General features: G+C 71.0%; 20 protein-coding genes. 3 read left to right on the top strand and 17 right to left on the bottom strand.

Translation table 11 applies throughout. The features are described 5' to 3' along the window. Positions 1 to 15 precede the first annotated feature (15 nt). From lysA to ACFZ8E_RS05310, 5 genes are all read right to left on the bottom strand, one after another. Entirely contained in the window at positions 16 to 1,284 is a 1,269-nt protein-coding gene (lysA, locus tag ACFZ8E_RS05330) for a diaminopimelate decarboxylase (RefSeq protein ID WP_405042237.1), read from the bottom strand. 134 nt (positions 1,285 to 1,418) lie between these two features. Next, the gene (locus ACFZ8E_RS05325; RefSeq protein WP_147841207.1) at positions 1,419 to 1,778 is read right to left on the bottom strand and encodes a lipoprotein; all 360 of its coding nucleotides are present in this window, start codon (positions 1,776 to 1,778) and stop codon (positions 1,419 to 1,421) included. Between the two features lie 132 nt (positions 1,779 to 1,910). Beyond that, the gene (locus tag ACFZ8E_RS05320; protein ID WP_147729929.1) at positions 1,911 to 2,177 is read right to left on the bottom strand and encodes a 3',5'-cyclic-nucleotide phosphodiesterase; all 267 of its coding nucleotides are present in this window, start codon (positions 2,175 to 2,177) and stop codon (positions 1,911 to 1,913) included. Between the two features lie 131 nt (positions 2,178 to 2,308). After that, the gene (locus ACFZ8E_RS05315; protein ID WP_405042236.1) at positions 2,309 to 3,010 is read right to left on the bottom strand and encodes a hypothetical protein; all 702 of its coding nucleotides are present in this window, start codon (positions 3,008 to 3,010) and stop codon (positions 2,309 to 2,311) included. A gap of 199 nt (positions 3,011 to 3,209) precedes the next feature. Beyond that, entirely contained in the window at positions 3,210 to 3,866 is a 657-nt protein-coding gene (locus tag ACFZ8E_RS05310; RefSeq protein ID WP_147841206.1) for a DUF1134 domain-containing protein, read from the bottom strand. A 172-nt stretch (positions 3,867 to 4,038) separates the two neighbouring features. Between ACFZ8E_RS05310 and ACFZ8E_RS05305 the strand changes: the two genes are divergently transcribed. Next, positions 4,039 to 4,491, top strand: coding sequence for a YHS domain-containing (seleno)protein (locus ACFZ8E_RS05305; protein WP_243935531.1), 453 nt, complete (start codon positions 4,039 to 4,041; stop codon positions 4,489 to 4,491). Here ACFZ8E_RS05305 and ACFZ8E_RS05300 read toward each other — a convergent pair. The 10 genes from ACFZ8E_RS05300 to ACFZ8E_RS05255 all read right to left on the bottom strand — a co-directional run bounded on the left by ACFZ8E_RS05300 (position 4,469) and on the right by ACFZ8E_RS05255 (position 15,305). Beyond that, positions 4,469 to 5,362 (bottom strand): 3'(2'),5'-bisphosphate nucleotidase CysQ, encoded by an 894-nt coding sequence (locus ACFZ8E_RS05300; RefSeq protein ID WP_243936394.1) that lies wholly within the window; start codon positions 5,360 to 5,362, stop codon positions 4,469 to 4,471. The genes ACFZ8E_RS05305 and ACFZ8E_RS05300 overlap by 23 nt on opposite strands. Positions 5,363 to 5,444: 82 nt before the next feature. Then, positions 5,445 to 6,446, bottom strand: coding sequence for an asparaginase (locus tag ACFZ8E_RS05295; RefSeq protein WP_405042235.1), 1,002 nt, complete (start codon positions 6,444 to 6,446; stop codon positions 5,445 to 5,447). 157 nt (positions 6,447 to 6,603) lie between these two features. Continuing rightward, a complete protein-coding gene (locus ACFZ8E_RS05290; RefSeq protein WP_405042234.1) occupies positions 6,604 to 7,242 on the bottom strand; it encodes a hypothetical protein in 639 nt (212 codons plus the stop codon). 174 nt (positions 7,243 to 7,416) lie between these two features. Beyond that, on the bottom strand, positions 7,417 to 8,292 hold the full coding sequence (locus tag ACFZ8E_RS05285; RefSeq protein WP_147728296.1) for a protein-glutamate O-methyltransferase CheR: 876 nt from the start codon (positions 8,290 to 8,292) through the stop codon (positions 7,417 to 7,419). Further along, entirely contained in the window at positions 8,289 to 9,458 is a 1,170-nt protein-coding gene (gene cheB / locus ACFZ8E_RS05280) for a chemotaxis-specific protein-glutamate methyltransferase CheB (protein WP_405042233.1), read from the bottom strand. Before cheB ends, ACFZ8E_RS05285 begins: the two co-directional genes overlap by 4 nt. A 100-nt stretch (positions 9,459 to 9,558) precedes the next feature. Next, complete coding sequence (locus tag ACFZ8E_RS05275) at positions 9,559 to 9,951, bottom strand: response regulator (protein WP_147726982.1); 393 nt, start codon at positions 9,949 to 9,951, stop codon at positions 9,559 to 9,561. A gap of 43 nt (positions 9,952 to 9,994) precedes the next feature. Beyond that, positions 9,995 to 10,477: a chemotaxis protein CheW gene (locus tag ACFZ8E_RS05270; protein ID WP_147726973.1), complete on the bottom strand. Its 483-nt coding sequence runs from the start codon at positions 10,475 to 10,477 to the stop codon at positions 9,995 to 9,997. 89 nt (positions 10,478 to 10,566) lie between these two features. Then, complete coding sequence (locus tag ACFZ8E_RS05265; RefSeq protein ID WP_405042232.1) at positions 10,567 to 13,314, bottom strand: chemotaxis protein CheW; 2,748 nt, start codon at positions 13,312 to 13,314, stop codon at positions 10,567 to 10,569. Between the two features lie 120 nt (positions 13,315 to 13,434). Beyond that, positions 13,435 to 14,085: a hypothetical protein gene (locus tag ACFZ8E_RS05260; RefSeq protein WP_405042231.1), complete on the bottom strand. Its 651-nt coding sequence runs from the start codon at positions 14,083 to 14,085 to the stop codon at positions 13,435 to 13,437. Continuing rightward, a complete protein-coding gene (locus ACFZ8E_RS05255) occupies positions 14,082 to 15,305 on the bottom strand; it encodes an ATPase (RefSeq protein WP_147726976.1) in 1,224 nt (407 codons plus the stop codon). The genes ACFZ8E_RS05260 and ACFZ8E_RS05255 overlap by 4 nt, the downstream gene beginning before the upstream one ends. Positions 15,306 to 15,592: 287 nt before the next feature. Here ACFZ8E_RS05255 and ACFZ8E_RS05250 point away from each other — a divergent pair, with 287 nt between their 5' ends. Further along, positions 15,593 to 17,437 (top strand): cation:proton antiporter, encoded by a 1,845-nt coding sequence (locus tag ACFZ8E_RS05250; protein WP_147726977.1) that lies wholly within the window; start codon positions 15,593 to 15,595, stop codon positions 17,435 to 17,437. 28 nt (positions 17,438 to 17,465) lie between these two features. On the opposite strand, the gene ACFZ8E_RS05245 is transcribed toward ACFZ8E_RS05250, so the two are convergent. Beyond that, the gene (locus ACFZ8E_RS05245) at positions 17,466 to 17,882 is read right to left on the bottom strand and encodes a hypothetical protein (RefSeq protein WP_147726978.1); all 417 of its coding nucleotides are present in this window, start codon (positions 17,880 to 17,882) and stop codon (positions 17,466 to 17,468) included. A gap of 246 nt (positions 17,883 to 18,128) precedes the next feature. Here ACFZ8E_RS05245 and ACFZ8E_RS05240 point away from each other — a divergent pair, with 246 nt between their 5' ends. Then, positions 18,129 to 19,304, top strand: a complete 1,176-nt coding sequence (locus ACFZ8E_RS05240) for a vWA domain-containing protein (protein WP_405042229.1) — start codon at positions 18,129 to 18,131, stop codon at positions 19,302 to 19,304. 10 nt (positions 19,305 to 19,314) lie between these two features. Here ACFZ8E_RS05240 and ACFZ8E_RS05235 read toward each other — a convergent pair whose 3' ends face one another. After that, positions 19,315 to 19,635, bottom strand: a complete 321-nt coding sequence (locus ACFZ8E_RS05235) for a 2Fe-2S iron-sulfur cluster-binding protein (protein ID WP_147726980.1) — start codon at positions 19,633 to 19,635, stop codon at positions 19,315 to 19,317. Positions 19,636 to 19,775 lie beyond the last annotated feature (140 nt).

Raw genomic sequence — 19,775 nt, 5'->3', positions numbered from 1 at the left:
CGCGACGGCCGGCGCTCAGGCGAGCCAGTCGGGCATCCGGTCGAGGCCGATCAGCGCGTCGTAGCTCTGGCGCGGGCGCACGATCGCCGCCTGCGAACCGCTGACCAGCACCTCGGGCACGAGGCGGCGGGTGTTGTAGGTGCCGGCCTGGACCGCTCCGTAGGCGCCCGCGGTCATCACCGCGATCAGGTCGCCGGCGACGACCCGCGGCATCTCGCGCTGCAGGGCGAGATAGTCGCCGGTCTCGCAGACCGGTCCGACCACGTCCGCCGTCACGCGCGGCGCGTCGGCGGCCGGAGCCTCCACCGGGCGGAGGGCGTGATAGGCCTCGTAGAGGGTCGGCCGGATCAGGTCGTTCATCGCGGCATCCACGATGACGAAGGTGCGGCCCTCGCTTTCCTTCACGTAGACCACGCGGGTGACCAGGATGCCGGCATTGCCCGCGATCATCCGGCCGATCTCGAAGACCGGCCGCAGGCCGAGCGGGGCGAAATGCGGGCGGATCGTCGCGGCGAGCGCCGCCGGGTCCGGCGGGGCTGCGTTGTCGTCGCGATAGGGGATGCCGAGGCCGCCGCCGAAATCGATGTGGCGGATCGGATGGCCCTCGGCGATCAACCGGCCGGCCAGCCCGGTGAGCAGCCGCGCCGCATTCTCGAACGGCGCGAGATCGGTGATCTGGCTGCCGATATGCATGTCGACGCCGTGGATCGCAAGGCCCGGAAGGGTCGCCGCCAGGGCGTAGACGGCGGGCGCGCGCGTGATCGGGATGCCGAACTTGTTCTCGTACTTGCCCGTCGAGATCTTGACGTGGCCGCCCGCGTCGATGTCGGGATTGACCCGGATCGAGACCGGCGCCTCGATCCCGAGGCTGGTCGCCACCTCGGACAGCGCCAGCAGCTCGGGCTCGCTCTCGACGTTGAAGCAGTAGATCCCGGCCTTCAGCGCTGCCGCCATCTCGTCGCGGGTCTTGCCGACGCCGGAGAACACGATCTTCTGCGCGTCGACCCCGGCCCGAAGCGCGCGGAGCAGCTCGCCCTCGGAGACGATGTCCATGCCGGCGCCCCGTCGGGCGAGCGTCGCCAGCACGGCCTGGTTGGAATTCGCCTTCATGGCGAAGCAGACCAGCGCGTCGTCGCCCGAGAACGCCTCGGCGAAGACGTGGAAGTGCCGCTCCAGGGTTGCGGTGCTGTAGCAGTAGAACGGCGTCCCGACCCGCTCGGCCAGGGCCGTCAGGTCGACGTCCTCGGCGTGCAGGCGTCCATCGCGATCCTGGAAATGGTGCATCGTTCGGCCGTGTCCGGGAAGCGTCGAGATCTGCCGTTCGGCTCGAGATCCCGTCCGCGGGGAAGCCCCCCCCCGGGGCGGGAGAGCAGGGTGGAAGACGAGGGCGCCGTGCGATCCGGCGCGGGAGCGGCGCGCTACAGCAGCGGATCGAGGATGAAGGGATCCTTCGGGATGCGATAGCCGCGCTTGGCCCCGCGGCCGGTCTCGACCGGCGCCTCCGTGCCGGAGGCCGGGGCGAGCGCGGAGGGCGGCAGCTCGTCGCCGTCGCGGACCGCGGACGGATCGGGCTCCGGCGTGCCGCCGCCGAGGCCGGTGCTCTGCGGAAGGGTCCGGGGTCCGGCCGTCGCCGTAGGCGTGCCTTGGGCCGCACTCCTTTGCGGCGTCGTCGCCGAGGCGCCCGGCGGCTCGAGGGCTCCGCGGCGGCCGCACCCTGCCAGCGCGAGCGCGGCGAGGCCTGTGGCGAGGGTCAACGTCAGGACGCGGGTGGGCGGCATCGCGGAGGGTCCGGCGGGCACTTCTGGGGCGGTCCTCCCAAGGGAGGATCGCACCTTAGCCGTTGCCGGAACGCGAGGCGAGCGTTCGCGCGCCACAGCCTCGCTCCGAACCGGCTCGGTCGAGCGGGCGGTTCAGCCCTTCTTGTCGCCGTTGGTCGCCTCGTAGGCGTCGATCGCCCGGCGGCAATTCTCGGACAGCGACTTCCAGTTCTTCTCGAAGCAGGCATCGAGCTTCGGGTCCTCGGGGGCGAGGTTGCCGCAATAGTTCAGGTAATCGCCGGTGCAGTACTTCTTCAGGGTCTCGTTGCCGCGCTTGGTCTCGGGCGCCGCCGAGGCCGGCGCGGAGAACGACACGGCCAGGCCGAGCGCGAGGGCGAGGGACATGAGCTTCAAGGCCATGGGGCGTCGTTCCATCTGTCGGATCGAGAGGGGGGGATGGCGGTGCGATGATGCCATCGCGTGGTGGAAACAAGGCATCGCGGCGCGGTTTCGCAACCGCAACCCTAGGATTTTGGTGGCTCGACGGCCGCTCAGTGCGAGGAGGCACGCATCGCGTAGGCCGCCACCGGCGGAAGGCGCTCGCGCTGAGTCAGGGTGTCGGCCACCTCGGTGATGCGCCGGCGAAGGTCCGCATTCTCGCGCTCGAACGCCTCCCCGCGGTCGGACACGGCCTTGGCGAGCGCCGCCTCGGTGGCCGCGAGCTTTTCGCGCACGCTGCCCTCGCTCTCCGCCGCGCCTGCAGCGGATGGGACGTCCTCGACCGTGCCGAGGGCGTTCCGCGCGGCGAGCAGGCTGTCCAGGAGGTCGGCATGCGCCTCTTCCAGGGCGAGCAGGGTCGCGAGGCTCGACGAGCCGTCGGCCTGCGCGGTCGAAAGCTCGTTCTCGAGACGACCGCGAAGCGCCAGCGCCTCGGCGATCTCGGCGTCGCGGGCGGCGACGTCGCGCGCGAGGGCGGCCGCCTCCATGGTGCGGTTGCCGAGGGCCGCCATGTCGGCCTGGCGCTTGGCGCGCGCGTCCTCGACGGCACGCTCCATCCGCCGCTGCCGCACCGCGAACTCGGCGCGCAGAAAATCCTTCTCGGCGGCGATCTCTCCGACGGACAGCGGCAGCTGCGCCTCCGTCCGGCGCCGCGCCAGGCGGGCGGCGCGCGCGTTCACGGCGGGCAGCGCCAGCAGCGCGCACAGGATCGCCACCAGGAAGCCGAGGGCGAAGACCATCACGGTTTCGATCACGCGGGCGAACTCGATCCCTTGAGCGCCGCCGCAAGACCGGACCCTGCCCGCTCGTGCGACGATGCGACCACACGCAGAACGAGCCCGGACACCGGGGCTGAACCCGGATGCCGTGCCCGTGGGCCGAGCATGCCCGGCCGAAGCTGACGCGCAGTCTAACCGGTTTTGCGCGCGGGCGCGAAGTCGCGATTCGGTCGCGTCAGAACGGGTTCCAGGTCGGCGTGCCGGTGAACTTCAGATAGCCGACGTTGATGCCGAGGCGGGCGCCGACGCCGGTCCGGATCGGAACCACGACGATGCCGTCGTTGGTCACCGCCGTCATGCCGAAGCCGCCGACGAAGTAGGCCGAGCCGTCGACCCCGCCGAAGCGGCGGTAGATCCCATTCACCGCCGGCAGGTTGTAGACCAGCATCATGGTGCGGTCGCCGTCGCCGCCGATGTCGAAGCCGAGGGTCGGGCCCTGCCAGTAGATCCGGCGCTGGCCCGCATTGCGGGTGTAGAGCGTGCCCTCGCCGTACCGGACGCCGCCGACGATGGCGCCGGAGGCTTCCTGGCCGAGGATGTAGCCGTTGGGCTCGCCCCAGCGCTTGGTCGCCTCCTGCACCGTGAGCGCCAGCCCGCGCGAGACGCTGCCGAAGAACTTGTGGCCGGAATCGACGATCTCGCGCGGCCGGAAGGTCTCCGGCGCGCCGGGATCCTCGACGCCGCGGGCGGAGGCCGGCACGCTCGCGGAAACGCCGAACGCGGCCGTCGACGCGACGAGGAGCCCGGCCGAGCTCAGGCCGGCCAGGGCGCGGCGGCGTGTCGGCGCGTCCTGCCGCAGGGTGGCCGTGCGGGGGGAATCGGGTGTGGTCATGGTTCCTCCTCGATCCGCTGAAGGCGGCGCCGTAATGGGACGCGATCGCGCGCCTGGACTTGGATGCGCACCTGGACGATGCCTTGCGTCCGCCCCCAAGGACATGCGGCAGACCTGCCGCCGGAGCGCACGGCGGTCGATCCGGGCGCGAGCTGAGGGATAGGTGGACACGATGTGGTTAACGCGGCGTGACTGCGCCATCCTCGTCCTGGCGGGCCTCGCGGAGCCGGCGATCGGACAGACGCCCGTCGCCGGCCCGCTCGCGCTCTCGGGCTTCGACCCGGTGAGCTACTTCCTGCCGAAGGGCCCGCGGGCGGGCTCGTCCGCGTTCGAGGCTTCCGGCGGCGGCAGGACCTGGCGCTTCGCCGGTGCCGCCAACCGCGCCGCCTACCTGCGCGACCCTACGGTCTACACGCCGCGGCTGGGCGGATACGACGTCGTCGGCATCCTCGACGGACGGCTGGTCGACGCCGATCCGCTGGTCTTCGCGGTGATCGAGGAGCGCCTCTACCTGTTCCGCAACGCCGAGCGACGGGACCGGGTGCTGGCGGACCCCACGCTCGCGGAGCGGGCGGAGGCGTCCTGGCCGAGCCTGCAGCCGCTCACGGACGGAGGACGGGAGTGAGCCGCGTCACCGCTGCGCCCTCCCGCGGCCGCAGGATCGGCCCGCGATCGGGAAGCGCGACCCGGGCGGCGAGCGCCGGATCGCCCAGAGCCGCGAACGGGCCGTTGCGATAGGCCATCGCGTGCCGGCCGTAGATGATCGGCCGGCCGGTGGGGGTGACGACACGGCCGCCGGCGGCGGTCAGGATGTGGTCGCCGGCCGCGGTGTCCCATTCCATGGTCGGTCCGCAGCGGACGTAGAGGTCGGCCTCGCCCGAGGCGATCAGCGCGAACTTGAGGGCCGAGCCGGCCGCGCGGCGCGATGTCACGCCGAGCGCGTCGAGGCAGGCCTCGGTCTCGGAATCGCCGTGGCGCCGGCTGCCGAGCGCGGTCAGCCCGTCCCGCGGCTCGGGCCGGGTTCGGACGGCGCGAGAGGGCCCGGGGCGGCCGGCCTCGATCGGCGCCTCGTGCGCGGCGACACCCGCGTGCCAGACGCGGCCGACGCCCGGCGCGGCCAGCGCCGCGGCGACCGGGCGGTTGCCCTCGATCAGGGCGATGCACACGGCGAATTCCGGGCTGCCGGCGAGGAAGTCGCGGGTGCCGTCCAGGGGGTCGACCAGGAAGAACCGGTCGGCGGGCGGCACGTCGTGGCAGGTCTCCTCGGCCACCACCGGGATCGCCGGGAACCGTTCCAGGAGCTTGGCCAGGATCAGCTGCTCGGCCTCGAGGTCGGCATGGCTCGAGGGCGAGCCGTCCACCTTGAGCACGTGCGGGCAGTCGTTGCCGTGGTGGCCGAGCAGGATCTCGCCGGCGGCGCAGGCGATCTCGGCCAGGTACGCGGCGATGCGCTCGCGTTCCGGCCCGGAGAGGGAGACGATGGATGATGCCGCCATTGCCATGGCACCGTCTTGCTCCACCCTCCGATCCTTGTCGATGGCGGAGGCCGAAATCGGGTTCGGCCCGTCCCGACGCGTCTCAGTAGGTGGCGAACATCCGCGCGATCTCCGCGGGCTCGCGCGTCACCGTCAGGGCGAGCGCGAGCAGGATGCGGGCCTTCTGCGGCGTCAGGTTGTCGGCGCTGAGGATGCCGCGCTCCCTCAGGCGGGTGGTGAGCGGGACGACGCCGCTGCCCGCCCGGGTCGACTGCACCACGACGATGCCGGCGGCGGCGGCCTGCTCGAGGGCGTCGGCTTCGCGCGGCGGCGTCATGCCCGGCGCCAGCCCCGCCGAGACGATGCCCCGCGCTCCGGCGGCGAGGAAGGCCCGCACCGCCGTGCCGTCCGCGTCGGCATAGCCGTAGGACACGTCGACCCGCGGCAGCGCTTCGAGCGCGCGGATGTCGAAGGGCGTTCCCGGAGCGTGGCTCCGCTCCGAGCGCCGGTAGTACTGCACCGAGGCGCCGTCGACGTGGCCGAGCACCCCGAAATCCGGCGTCCGGAAGGTCTGGAGCCGGGCGACCGAGGTCTTGGTCACCTCGCGCGCCGCCTGGATCTCGTCGTTGAGGACGACGAGGACGCCGCGCCCGCGGGACTGCGCCGACGCCGCCGTGCGGATCGCCGCGACGAGGTTGAGCCCGGCATCGCTCGACAGGGCGCTCATCGGCCGCTGCGACCCGACGAGCACCACCGGGACGTCGACGGTGAGCGTCAGGCTCAGGGCGTAGGCGGTCTCCTCGAGGGTGGCGGTGCCGTGCCCGATGACGATGCCGGCGAGGTCGCGATGCTCCGCGACGAGGCGTTCGCAGGTCGTCGCCAGGTCGCGCCATTCCGCGAAGCCGATCGCCGGGCTCGGCACGGCGCGGAAGGCGACCGGCACCATCTCGGCGACCGCGCCCACCTCCGGCACGGCATCGAGGATCGCCTGCGCCTCCAGGCGGTTCCCGGTCGCGGTGTAGTCGAGGATGTCGAGGGAATCGCGACCGAGCGACGAGATCGTCCCGCCGGTGCCGATGAACGCGACCTTCGGCCTTGCCGTCATCGAATGTCTCCTGCTCGCTTCGCGTCGAGACCGCGTCCTACCCGCTGAGGCCGGCGGTTGTCTCGCGGCATCGCCGGGGACGGACGATGTGTCGGGCGAGGACGCGGTGCCGGCTCGCTCGCCCCGAGGATGGCGACACCGCGCGCGCCGATGCGGCTCAGCTGCGGAAGTCGAGCACGAGGGCCGAGGCGTTGCTGCTCGTGCTGGAAGTCCCGCTCGACGCGTAGCCGGTCGCGCTCGCCTGCGTCGATTGGAGCTGCTTGATGAAGCTCGCCAGCAGATCGCTCGTCGACGCGGTGCTGGTGCTGCCTGAGGCCGAGGCGCCGGGATCCGCGCTCGACGCATCGGACAGGTCGTTGCCGTCCGGCGCCGCGCCGAAGGGCGGTCCCGGGGGCGGGCCGCCCGCACCGCCGACCCCGCCATCCTTTGCCTCGCCCTTCGCGCCTCCCTTGGCGAACAGCGACGTCAACGTCGCCGCCTGGTCGCTGGTCAGCGTTCCGTTGGTGACCTGGTCGGCGATCAGGCCGTCGATGCGGCTCTTGATCTGGGACGGGTCGAGCCGCGACGCGGCGGAGGTGCTCGACGATGCCGACGCGGCACCGTTCGCGGTTTCGCCGGACTTGAGGCTGGCGTCGATCGAGTCGAGGGCGCTGGTGAGCGCGGTGGCGTCGGTCGCGGAAATGGTGCCGGCCGAGGCCTCGCTGTCGATCTCGGAGGCGACCCGGTTCTTGTGGGCGTGCGCCGGGCGCTGCGGCGCCTGGATCTGCGAGGCGGTGGTGCTGGAGATCGAACTCATGGGCGGCTTTCCCGTGAAGCTGCCGGAAACGCCCGGCCGCGGGTCCGTGTGCAAAGTGCCCACGCCGCGGTTAAGGATCTGTTCGCCTTAATGTTTCGGTATGTTTCCAGCGGCGCCCAGCGGCCGTTCCCCCCTCCTCCCGCAGCGTAAATCGTACTGTGATGCTCGCCCGAGTCAGCGGGCGGCGACCCGCAATTGCGGGAACGCGGCGGGGAGCGGAGGCGCCGTGCGCAGGGCCGGTTGCGCCACGCCGTAGAGGCCGCGATGCTGCGGGTTCGGGCTCAGCCGGTCAGTCAGGCCGATCACCGTCTCGGCCGCGCCGAGAAGAAGCGCGCCTTCGGGTGCAAGCCGTTCGGCGAGCCGCCCGAGGATGTCGGCCTTGGTCGGCGTATCGAAGTAGATCAGCACGTTGCGGCAGTAGATCACGTCGAAGGAGCCGAGCGCCTCGAAGCCGTTGAGCAGGTTGAGCGGCCGGTAATCGATCATCGCGCGCAGGGCCGGGGCGATCTGCCACTGCTCGCCGATCTGGGTGAAGTACTTCAGCAGCCACTGCACGGGCAGCCCGCGCTGCACCTCGAAATGGCTGTAGAGCCCGAGCTTGCCCTTCTCGATCACCTCGGTGGACAGGTCCGTCGCGACGATCTCGACCTGCCAGCCGGCAAGCTTGGCGCCAGCTTCCTGCAGCAGGATCGCGAGCGAATACGGCTCCTGGCCGGTCGAGGCCGCCGCGCACCAGATGCGCAGCCGGCGCTGGCCGGCACGGCGCGCCATCGCCTGAGGCAGCAGCACGTCGCGGAACAGATCGAACGGCGTCCGATCGCGGAAGAAGAAGGTCTCGTTGGTGGTCATCGCTTCGACGACCGCCTTCTCGATCGACGAATCGCGCGAGATCTTCAAGGTGCCGACGAGGTCGCGCAGCGTGGCGAGGCCGAAGCGGCGGCAGACGGGGGTGAGCCGGCTCTCGACGAGGTAGCGCTTCTCGGGGGTGAGCGCGAGGCCGGAGCGCTGCTTGAGATAGGCGCGCAGGAAATCGAATTCGAGCTCGGTCATGCCGTCTGTCCCGTGATCATGGCGCGCAGCGCAGGGCCGATCTCGGGAAGCGGCAGGATGGCCTGGGCCAGCCCCGCCTTGGCGATGCTGCCGGGCATGCCCCAGACGGTGCTCGTCGCCTCGTCCTGTGCGAGCACGGCGCCGCCGGCCTCGCACAGCGCGCGGGCGCCGTGGGTGCCGTCCGAGCCCATGCCAGTGAGCACGACGGAGAGGGTTGCGCCCCCGAACAGGGCGGCGGCGTCCTTGAACAGGACGTCGACGGCCGGCCGGCAGAAGTTCACCGGCGGTCCGTCGTCGAGGCGGATCACCGGCTCTCGGCCGGCGCCCCCCGTCAGGCCCATGTGGCGCCCGCCCGGCGCGACGTAGATCCGCCCGGGCTCGAGCCGTTCGTCGGCCTTGCCCTCGGCCGCGACGAGTCCGGTGCGGGTGGCGAGGTGCTCGGCGAAGACCGCGGTGAAGATCGGCGGCATGTGCTGGACGATCAGGATCGGCAGCCGGCGCAGCGTCGCCGCGCCGATCTTCTCGAGCATCTCGCCGACCGCCCGAGGGCCGCCGGTCGAGGCGCCGACGAGAAGGACGCGGGGCGCCAGGCCGGTGCGAGCCTTCGGGCGCAGGGTGACCGGGGCGCTCGGGCGCGGCGCCGCCGGGGCCGGCATCGGCGAGGGGGCGGCGCCGGGCGCGATCGGGGCCGGCGCCGGGCCGCGGCGGCGGGCGCGGGCGGCGCCGAACAGCCGCACCCGCTCCACGAGGTCGGCGCGGAAGGCGTCGGAGGTGGTGACGCCGCGGTTGCTCTCGGGCTTGGCGAGATAATCGACCGCGCCGAGGGCGAGGCACCTGAGCGAGATGTCGGCGTTGCGTGTCGTCAGCGTCGACATCATCACGACCTGCACGGTCGGGCTGGCCGCGAGCATGCGCGGCAGCGCCTCGGTGCCGTCGAGCTCGGGCATGTCGATGTCGAGCAGCACCACGTCCGGATCGTGCCGCGTCATCATCTCCACGGCGATGCGGCCGTTCGAGGCGGTGCCGACGACGGTGAAGCCGGCCTCGCCGATCCAGCGCGCGACGAGCCCGCGCACCACGGCCGAGTCGTCGGCGATCAGCACCTTGATCGGCACGGACGCGGTCGCCCACGGCTTGGGCGCGAGGCTCGGGTTGGCGGCCAGCATGGGTTCGGCATCCCAATGACGATGGGGGAGTGGGGGTCGTTCGACGTCGCGGTCCAGCCGGCTCGACCGAGCCGACGCGGGCAGCCGGATCGGGCCTGCGTCAGGCCGCGGCCTGGACGACGCCGACCTGCTCGAGCTTGGCCGTCAGGATGTCGCGGTCGAACGGCTTCATGATGTACTCGTCCGCGCCCGCCCGGAGGGCCCGGGCGATGGCGCCGACGTCGTTCTCGGTCGTGCAGAACAGGATCTTCGGGCCGTTGCCGTCGGGCCGCTGGCGCAGGGCCTGGAGGAAGGCGTAGCCGTCCATGTTCGGCATGTTCCAGTCGAGCAGGATGACCTGGGGCATCGCCTCGGCGCAGCGCAGCAGGGCGTCGCTGCCGTCCTCGGCTTCCGAGACGTCGAAGCCGAGCGTCTCGATGATCCGCCGCGCCACCTTCCGGATCACGGCGGAATCGTCGACCACGAGGCAGGTGCGGGTTTCGGCTGAAGCGATGGTCACGGCGTCTTGCCCTCTCGGCTGTTTGCTGTCGGCGACGTCACGCTGCGGTCGCGCCGGCGCGTTCGGACGCGAAGACCAGCAGCGCGTTGACGTCGAGGATGACGAGCAGCCGGCCGTCGAGGCGATGGACGCCGAGGGCGAGGTCGCGCCAGCGGGCATCCAGGTTGATCGGCACCGGCTCGTGCGTCTCGACGCCGAGCTTCAGCACCTCGCCGACGCCGTCGACCACGAGGGCGAAGGTCTCGCCGCCCTGCTCCAGGCCGATCGCCATGCGCGCCGCACCTTCGGCCGCCGGAAGGCCGAGCCGGCGGCGCAGGCAGATCGCGGTGACGACGCGTCCGCGCAGGTTCAGCAGGCCGACGATCTCGGGCGGGCTCAACGGCACCGGCGTGACGCCGGCCGGGATGAACACGTCGTGCACCCGGTCGATGGCGAGCCCGAACATCGTATCGCCGACGAAGACGGTCACGAAGTCCTGGGTCGTTCCCGCCTCCGTGGCGTTGCTGTTGGCAGCCTGCATGGTGGTGTCTCCCCGGCGTCGCGGCGCCGTCAAACCAGGATGGTCGGTTCGCGCCGGGATCGGCGCGGCACCGTCGGGACGGGCCGGTCTCAGGCGGCGCGGAGCGCCGCGTTCGGCGCGGCATCGAGCTCGGCGAGCGCCGCGACGAGGCCGCTGCGGTCGAACTTCGCCACGAGGTCGCTGATCGCGAGGGTGCGGGCCCGCTCGACCGCATCGGCCCCGATGGTGCCGGTGAGGCCGATCACCGGGAGGCCGGCTACCCGCGGGTCGCCCGCCCGCATCGCGCCGACGAGATCGAAGCCGCTGCGGCCCGGCATCTCCAGGTCGGTCACCACGACGCTGATCCGCGCATCCGCCTGGAGGATGGCGAGCGCCTCCTCGGCACCGGGCGCCGTGACGACGCGGTAGCCGGCGGCCTTCAGCACCGGGCTCAGCATGTCGCGGAAGAAGGCCGAATCGTCCACGAGCAGCAGCGTGGCGGTCTTCGCCGAGGCCGCCTTCGCGCCGCGCGCCCAGTCGTCGTAGGCCAGCGGCAGGAAGTGGGCGATGTTGATGATGTCGGTGGCGCGGCCGCGCAGCACCGCCGACCCGATCAGGTCCGAACGCTCGGCCGTGATCTCGATGTCGAGGCGCTCCTCGACGATATCGACGATCTCGTCGACCACGAGGCCCATCGCCCGGTCGCCGTCGGAGAACACCACCAGCGCCTGCGTCCCCTCGGTGCGGATCGCGATGGCCTCGTCGGCCGGGACCAGCGGCATCAGCCGGCCGCGATACTGGATCAGCGGACGCCCGCCGAGCCACTCGACCTTGCCGGCGTCGATCTCCTCCAGCCGCGTGACGAGCGACAGCGGAACCGCCTTGAAGCTGCCGGCGCCGCCCTTGAACACGAGGAGCGTGGTCTTCGGGTCGCCGAGCTCGGCCGCCTCGGCCTCGGCCTCGATCGGGCCGCCGCCCTGCGCGCCCTGGCTGACCTGCCGCGCGATGCCGTTCGGGTCGACGATCAGCACCACGGCGCCGTCGCCGAGGATGGTGTTGCCGGCGAACAGCGGGATGTGGCGCAGCTTCGAGGACATCGGCTTCACGACGATCTCCTCCGTATGGAAGACCTCGTCGACGAGGATGCCGAAGCGCTGGCGCCCGACCTGGGCCACCACCACGAAGCCGGTCTCGGTCGCGGTGTCGTCCTGGCCGAGCAGGCCCTTAAGGGTCACGATCGGCAGCAGCCGCTCGCGAAGGCGCAGCACCTGCGCGTCGTTGATGCGCTCGATCCGCTGCGGCGCGGTGGCGTCGACCCGCACCAGCTCGAGCACCGCGAGCTGCGGAACCGCGAAGCGGCTCTCGCCGGCCCGGACGATGAGGGCGGCGACGATCGCCAGCGTCAGCGGGATCTTGATGGTGAAGGTGGTGCCGACGCCCTTCTGCGTGGCGATGTCGATCACGCCGCCGATGGTCTCGATGTTGGTCTTCACCACGTCCATGCCGACGCCGCGGCCGGAGACGGAGGTGACGGCGGCCGCGGTGGAGAACCCGGCGTCGAAGATGAACTTTGCGACCTGCGCGTCGGTCATGCGCTCGACGTCGGCCTGGGTCGCGATCCCGCGCTCCACGGCCTTCTTCCGGATCGCGACGAGATCGAGGCCCTTGCCGTCGTCGGCAATCTCGATCGTGATGGTCCCGCCCTCATGGTAGGCCGAGAGGCGGATCGAGCCGCGGGCCGACTTGCCGGCCGAGATCCGCTGCATGGTCGATTCGAGGCCGTGGTCGGCCGAGTTCCGGACCATGTGGGTCAGCGGGTCCTTGATGACCTCAAGGACCTGCCGGTCGAGCTCGGTCTCGGCGCCGAGCATCACCAGGTCGATCTGCTTGCCGAGCTCGCTCGACAGGTCGCGCACCACCCGCGGCAGCTTCTGCCAGGCGTTGCCGATCGGCTGCATGCGCGTCTTCATGACGCCTTCCTGCAGCTCGGCCGTGACGTGGGAGAGCCGCTGCAGCGGAACCTTGTAGCTCGAATCCTCGTGCTTGCGCGCGATCTCGAGGAGCTGGTTGCGGGTCAGCACCAGCTCGGACACCATCGTCATCAGGTGCTCGAGGGTGTCGACGTTCACCCGGATGGTCTGCATCTTGGCCAGGCCGCCCTCGGGGGCCTCGGCCGGCGCATCGCCCGACACCGGGGCCTTCGCGACCGGGGCCGGAGCTTCCTGCACGGGGGCCGCCGGCGCCTGTGCGATCGGAGCCGGGGCGACCGGTGCCTGAGCGATCGGCGCCGGCTCGGGCATCCAGGCGGAGGGGGCATCGTCGGGGCCGGGGGCCGCGAGGAACGCGGCTTCGAGGTCCTCGAGCGAGACCTCGCCGGGCTTGCTCTCGCGCACGACGATCTCGGGCAGCTTCGGCTCCGGAATCTTAAGCTCCGGTAGCTTGGCCTCGGCGATCTTGGGCTCGGGAGCTGCGGCGGCCTCGGGCGTGCCGAGCGACATGCGCTCCAGCGCCTCGATCAGGTCTGCGTCGCTGCCCGCGGGCTCGGTCCCGGTGGCTTCGAGGTCGGCGAGGATGAGCTTCAGGCGATCGAGCGTCGCGAGGATCAGGCTGACGGCCGGGCTGGTCACCGCGAGACCGTCGCGGAAGCGACCCATCAGGGTCTCGGCGGCATGCGCCAGTGCTTCCAGCCGCGGCAGGCCGAGGAAGCCGCAGGTTCCCTTGATGGTGTGCACGAGGCGGAAGATATTCCGGAGGATCGTCTCGTTGTTCGGATCCTGCTCGAACCGGACGAGTTCCGTGTCGACGGTGTCGAGATGCTCGCTGCTCTCAGTCAGAAACTCGCGCAGAAGGTCGTCCATCGGCGGTACTCGGATCACGTCTGCACGCACGTTCGTGCAGACGCATCCTGGCGCGCGAGCGGTTAGGGAAGCGTTTCCTCGGACCCGTTTTTTCGTGCGATGGCGTCGTGTCGGCCTGCGTTACAGCGACTTGCCGTCGTGCCAGACGCAGTTCGAGGCGAGGATCGCAAGATTCACGTCCGATTTTTGCGGTTGTGGCAGGGTTTTACCGTCCATCGCGAGATCGATCTTGATCTCCACCTGGCCCTTCGACTCGTTGGACCGCCGGGAGAAGTAGCAGTACTGCTGGTACGGCTGGTCGGCGCTGTCCTTGAAGTTCCAGCCGGTCACGATCTGCCCGTCGAGATAGGGCACCTGCTTGAACACGGTGAAGGTGGTGTTGACGATCGCCTTCGAAGCCGGCACCGCGTCGGCCCCGAGCTGCGCCTTCGTCGGCGTCGGGGCGCCGGCGGCCTTCGACAGCCCGCCTTCGAGCTTCAGCACGTTGTCGGTCAGCGTCACCTCGCCCTTGGTCTTGAGCGTGACGTCGGAGAGCGCCGCCTGCATCGCGGCGGCGATCTTCTCGGCGGCGGTGTCGAACTGGTTCATCGTGGCCCAGCCGTAGGCCGCCGCGCCGATGCCGATGCCGGCCAGCGCGGTGAAGATCCCCGCGCCGGCCGCCCGGAACAGGAAGGCGCGGGCGAAGACGATGCGGGATTCCGCCCGCAGCCGGCCGTTGACCTGCTGCGCGAGCGCGATGTTCTCCGGCGACCCCTGCGCGACGTAGCTCATGCGCCCGCTCCCGCGCTGGCGGCCGGAAGGTTCGGCTGGTTCGCGGCCGCGATCCCCGGGGCGATCCCCGTGGCCGGGCGGTTGATCGGGATCACCGCGCCCGTCGCCGCCTCACGGTTCTGCCGCGGCAGCACCGGCTCGAGGTTCTGCTTCAGCGCTTCGGTGATCGATTCCAGCATGTAGGGCGTCGCCTCCGGGTTCACGGCGGCGCCGAGGTCGTCCTCGTCCATGAAGGTCTTGCGCACCGAGACAGCGCAGAGCGCGAGGATCGTCGAGGCGAAGGCGGCGCAGAGGGCCGGTAGGAACACGAAGATGCGCAGGAAGGCGTGCACCTGCTGCTCGGACACGTCGATCGGATCGACGCCGTAGACCATCGCCGTGAAGGAGTGCAGCTGCGAGCGGTTCACGGCGTTGCGGTAGGCCTGCTCGGCGTCTGCGACCTTGCGCTCGGCGGCGCCGCGGTCGAGCTGCGCACGGGCCTTGCGCGCCTCCTCGAGATCCTTGGTCAGCACGCCGCGATCGGCCGAGGCCTTGGCGACGCTCGACGAGAGCGTGGCGGTGCGCGGGTCGGTGACGCATTTCAGGTTCTGGTAGCGCACGCCGCGGCTGTTGGTGCCGAACACCTTCTCGCAGCGCTGCGCCGGCAGCGCCGAGAGCTGCGCCGCGTTGTCCGCGGCGCGCTTCTCGATCTGGTCGAGCTCGGTCGTGTACTGCGCGACCCGGGCGTCGGCCGAGGCGATGCGGTTGTCGATGGTGCTCCGGTCGGCCTGCGCGTCCTTGAGCGCGGTCTTGGTCTTGGAGGCCTCCATCAGGCGGGGATGGAACATCATCTCGCCGAGCTGCGAGACCGACTTCGTTGTCACGCCGGCGGCGAAGATGATGCCGACGACCGCGAGCGCGCGAATGAAGTACGAGCGCTGCGTCCGCGCCAGGATGCCGAGCGGCACGCGGCACAGCTCGACCGCGGCGTAGACCAGCGGCGCCAGCAGCATGAAGTAGAAGGCGTGGTTGTCGCCGTCGCTGTAGACCGCCGCGAACAGCCAGGCGCCCCAGAGCGAGGCGCCGATGACCATGAACTCGACGAGGTAGGCGATCGCGACGTAGCCCCACTTGATGCGATAGCCCTTCTCGACATGGCGCTCGTGCGTCCACCTGTCGGACTCGATGGCCCAGGCACGGCGCTCGCGCTGGACCTCCCGGCTCGGGGGCATCTTTCGCATGGGGCTCTCTAAGCTCGGATCGTATGCGACGCGCGGTTGAGCGTAACCGTTCGTTAATCGTTTTCGCTAAGCGGGCATTGTGCCGAATTTGGGCCGCATGGCGGCCATCCACCGGAACCGCATCCGGGGTGGCGCAAATGCCTCACTTCGAAGTCGCGAATTTGGGCGGGGCGGCCGTCCAATCGCGCCGCGGCGGCGTTTCGAGGTTGCTCGCGCGGCGCCCAACTCGCATGATCGCGGCGACCCAAAGCAGCGCCACCCGACCAAGAGGTTCGAACCGACCGCCGATGCCCGACGTCCATGCCGGCTCCTACAAGGAAGCGATCCTGTTCCTCGTCACCGCGGGCGTGGTGGTGCCGCTTTTCCATCGCCTGCGCATCAGCCCGGTGCTGGGCTTCATCGGGGCCGGCGCGCTCCTCGGGCCGTTCGGGCTCGGCCGCTTCGCCGACCAGTTCCACTGGGTTTCGCTGTTCACGATCGGCAACCGCACCGAGATCGCGCATCTGGCCGAGTTCGGCGTGATCTTCCTGATGTTCATGATCGGCGTCGAGCTGTCCTGGGAGCGGCTGCGCACGCTGCGGCGCCTGGTCTTCGGCCTCGGCTCGATCCAGGTGATCTGCTCGGCCCTGGTGATCGGGTCGATCCTGTTCGGGCTGAAGGTCCCGCTGGCGGGCGCGGTGATCGTCGGCATCGCGCTGGCGCTGTCCTCCACCGCCGTGGTGCTGCCGGTGCTGGCCGAGCAGCGCCGCCTGAACACGCCGGCCGGGCGCGCGAGCTTCGCGGTGCTGCTGTTCCAGGACCTTGCCGTGGCGCCGGTCCTGTTCGCGATCGCGGTGTCGGGCCGCAGCGACGGCGCCGACATGGGCGGCGCGCTGGCTCTGGCTCTCGCCCAGGCGGCGATCGCCCTGGTGCTGATCGTGGTCGCCGGCCGCCTCGCGCTTCGGCCGCTGTTCCACCTCGTGGCGCGCACCAAGTCGGCCGAGCTGTTCATGGCGGCCTGCCTGCTCGTCATCGTCGCGACCGCGCTGACGGCGGCCGCCTCGGGCCTGTCGATGACGCTGGGCGCCTTCGTCGCCGGGCTGCTGCTCGCCGAGACCGAGTACCGCCGGGCGATCGAGGCCACGATCGATCCGTTCAAGGGGCTCCTGCTCGGGGTGTTCTTCGTCTCCGTGGGGATGAACCTCGATCCCGCGCAGCTGCTGGCGGCGCCCGGCGCGATCCTCGGGCTCGCCTTCGCGCTGCTGTTCATCAAGGCGGCGGTCGTGGTGATGGCGGCGCCCGCGCTCAAGCTCTCCCGCGCCGTCGCCCTAGAGACCGCGATGCTGCTCGGGCCGGGCGGCGAGTTCGCCTTCGTGCTGATCGGCGGCGCGATGGCCGGCGGCCTGGTGCCGGAGCCGGTCGGGGGCGCGGCGCTGATCGTCACCACCGTGACGATGATCATGATCCCGGGCCTCGCGGCGCTCGGCCGGCGGATCGGGAAGCGCGCCTCGAAGAACCAGGCCGGGCGGGTGCGGGCCGACCCGCCGCCGGACAAGCAGCAGGACCGGGTCATCGTCGCCGGCTACGGCCGGGTCGGTCGGCAGGTCGGCGAGATGCTGGCCCGCCACAAGATCCCCTACCTCGCCCTCGACGCGGACGCCGCCCGCGTCGCCGAGCAGCGCCGGCTCGGCAAGCCGGTCTATTTCGGCGATTCCTCGAACACCGAGCTGCTGCGCCGCTGCGACATCGCCACCGCGCGGGCGCTGGTGGTGACTCTCGACAACCCGCACGCGGTCGAGGCGGTGGTGATGGCCGCCCGCGCCGAGCGGGCGGACCTGACCATCGTCGCGCGCGCCCGCGACGCCAAGCACGCGACCGCGCTCTACGAGCTCGGCGTCGACGACGCGGTGCCGGAGACGATCGAGGCCTCGCTTCAGCTGTCGGAGGCGGTGCTGGTGGATGTCGGCGTGCCGATGGGCCTCGTCATCGCCTCGATCCACGAGCGCCGCGACGAGTACCGCGCGATGCTCAAGCGCAAGGAGACCGACACCCGCCCGGTCTTCCGGGCGCGACGCACCGTCGGCAAGGCGCACGAGGCGCCGCGCGAGGCGCCTCCCAAGGACGAGCCCGCTCCGGTGGTGCGGCGCGCCTGAGCCGGGCGCGGACGCCGCGCGCCTGCGGTCAGATCAGGTTCGGCATCGCCTCGCCGTGCCAGTCGCGCGCCTCCGGCTTGGCCGCCCGGACCGCGCGGGCCGGCTCGAGCCCCTCTGCGAAGCTGCAGCGGTAGACGATCTCGTCGGGCGGTCCGAGCCCCATCGAGAGCGGCACCGTCACCGTGTCGCCGTTGAAGCGCCAGCCGCGGGCGCCCTTGTCCCAGTACAGCCAGACCGTTCCCGGATGCCCCTTCAGCGCGAACACCGCCGCCTTTCGCGAGATCGCCTGGACCGTGCGCGGCAGGTACATGCCCTTGTCGCGGTAGGCCGCGCGGGCCGCCTCGGGCTGGCGATCCATGAAGGTGTTGCGAACGACCTGAATCATCGCGCCCGGCTTCCCGAGAAACCGCTTGAATTCGGACATGTTGCGTAGGATGACTGCCATCGCAGACCTCCTGATTCCGGGCATGTTGACTCTCGCCACGCCCGGCTGGACTCGATGCATCCGAGATGATCGATTCCGATGACTGTTTGCGTGACCGTGCGAGCCCGACTCGACGGGATATCAACAGGAATGAGGACTTGTACCCAGGAATCCTGGCCTGCCGGAGCCCATCGTCCCGCCGCACCGCCCTTCAGGTGATCGCGACCGGCGCTTGACCCGATGCCCGCCGCGGCGCGTTATCGAGCGATGCTGCTTCAGTTCTTCACAGCGCTGCGCGAGGCGCGCGTCCCCGTCTCCCTGCGCGAGTACCTGGTCCTGCTGGGCGCGCTCGAGCGCGACCTCGCCGAGAAGCGGGTCGAGGAGTTCTACTTTCTCGCCCGTACGGCCCTGGTGAAGGATGAGGGCCATCTCGACCGGTTCGACCGGGTGTTCGGGTCGGTCTTCAAGGGCCTGGAAACCGTCGGCGAGGCTGTGGCGCCCACCGCGATTCCGGAGGAATGGCTGCGCAAGCTCGCCGAAAAGTACCTCACCGATGCCGAGAAGGCGGAGATGAAGGCGCTCGGCTGGGACAAGCTGTTCGAGACCCTGAAGCAGCGGCTCGCCGAGCAGAAGAAGCGACACCAGGGCGGCTCCAAGTGGATCGGCACCGGCGGCACCTCGCCCTTCGGCGCCTACGGCTACAACCCGGAGGGCATCCGCATCGGCCAGGACGGCAACCGCAACTTCCGCGCGGTGAAGGTCTGGGACAAGCGCGAGTTCAAGGATCTCGACGACACCGTCGAGCTCGGGACCCGCACGATGCGGCTGGCCCTGCGGCGGCTGCGCCGCTTCGCCCGCACCGGGGCGGCCGACGAGCTCGACCTCGACGGCACGATCCGCGAGAGCGCCCGCCAGGGCTACATCGACGTGCGCCTGCGGCCGGAGCGGCGCAACGCGGTGAAGGTGCTGCTGTTTCTCGACGTCGGGGGCTCGATGGATTGGCACGTCGAGCAGGTCGAGGAGCTGTTCTCGGCCGCGCGCTCGGAGTTCAAGCACTTCGCGCACTTCTACTTCCACAACTGCCCCTACGAGGCGGTGTGGACCGAGAACCGCCGCCGCCACGACGCGGCGACGCCGCTCGTCGACGTGATCCGCACCTATCCGTCGGACTACCGGGTGGTGTTCGTCGGCGACGCCTCGATGAGCCCCTACGAGATCGCGGCGCCCGGCGGATCGGTGGAGCACTGGAACGAGGAGCCCGGCGCGGCCTGGGTGCAACGGGTACTCGCGCACTTCCCGAAGGCGGTGTGGCTCAACCCGGTGCCGGCGCCGCAATGGGGCTACACGCAATCGATCGCGATGATGCGGCGGCTGTTCTCCGACCGCATGTTCCCGCTGACGCTGGAAGGCCTCGACGGGGCGATGCGGGCGCTGCTGCGTTGAACCCGATCGCTCAGCCCTGGCGGGCCGGCGTCGTCACCGTGAGCCCGTCGAACTCGGGCTTGATGCGGATCTGGCACGAGAGCCGGGACGTCGCCTTCACGTCGGAGGCAAAATCGAGCATGTCCTGCTCCATGTCCTCGGCCGGCCCGACCGCCTCGGCCCAATCGTCGGCCACGTAGACGTGGCAGGTGGCGCAGGCGCAGGCGCCGCCGCACTCCGCGTCGATCCCCGGCACGTTGTTGCGCAACGCCGTCTCCATGACGGTGGCGCCGACGCTGCCCTCGACGGTCCTCGCCGTTCCGGCATGATCGACGTAGGTGATCTTGGGCATCCGTAACTCCGGGCTCGTGGATCGGGCGGGCAAATGTCCGGCGAGCGCCGGGCCTGCTTGGCGGGGCATGACGCGGATTGCAAGCACGCGAACGTTGTGACGCGTCGGCGGACACCTGAGGGATGGGTTTGTCGCTGCAA

The organism is Methylobacterium sp. HMF5984 (assembly GCF_045033435.1).
Lineage (GTDB): Bacteria > Pseudomonadota > Alphaproteobacteria > Rhizobiales > Beijerinckiaceae > Methylobacterium.
This window is presented reverse-complemented; position numbering and strand designations above follow the sequence as displayed.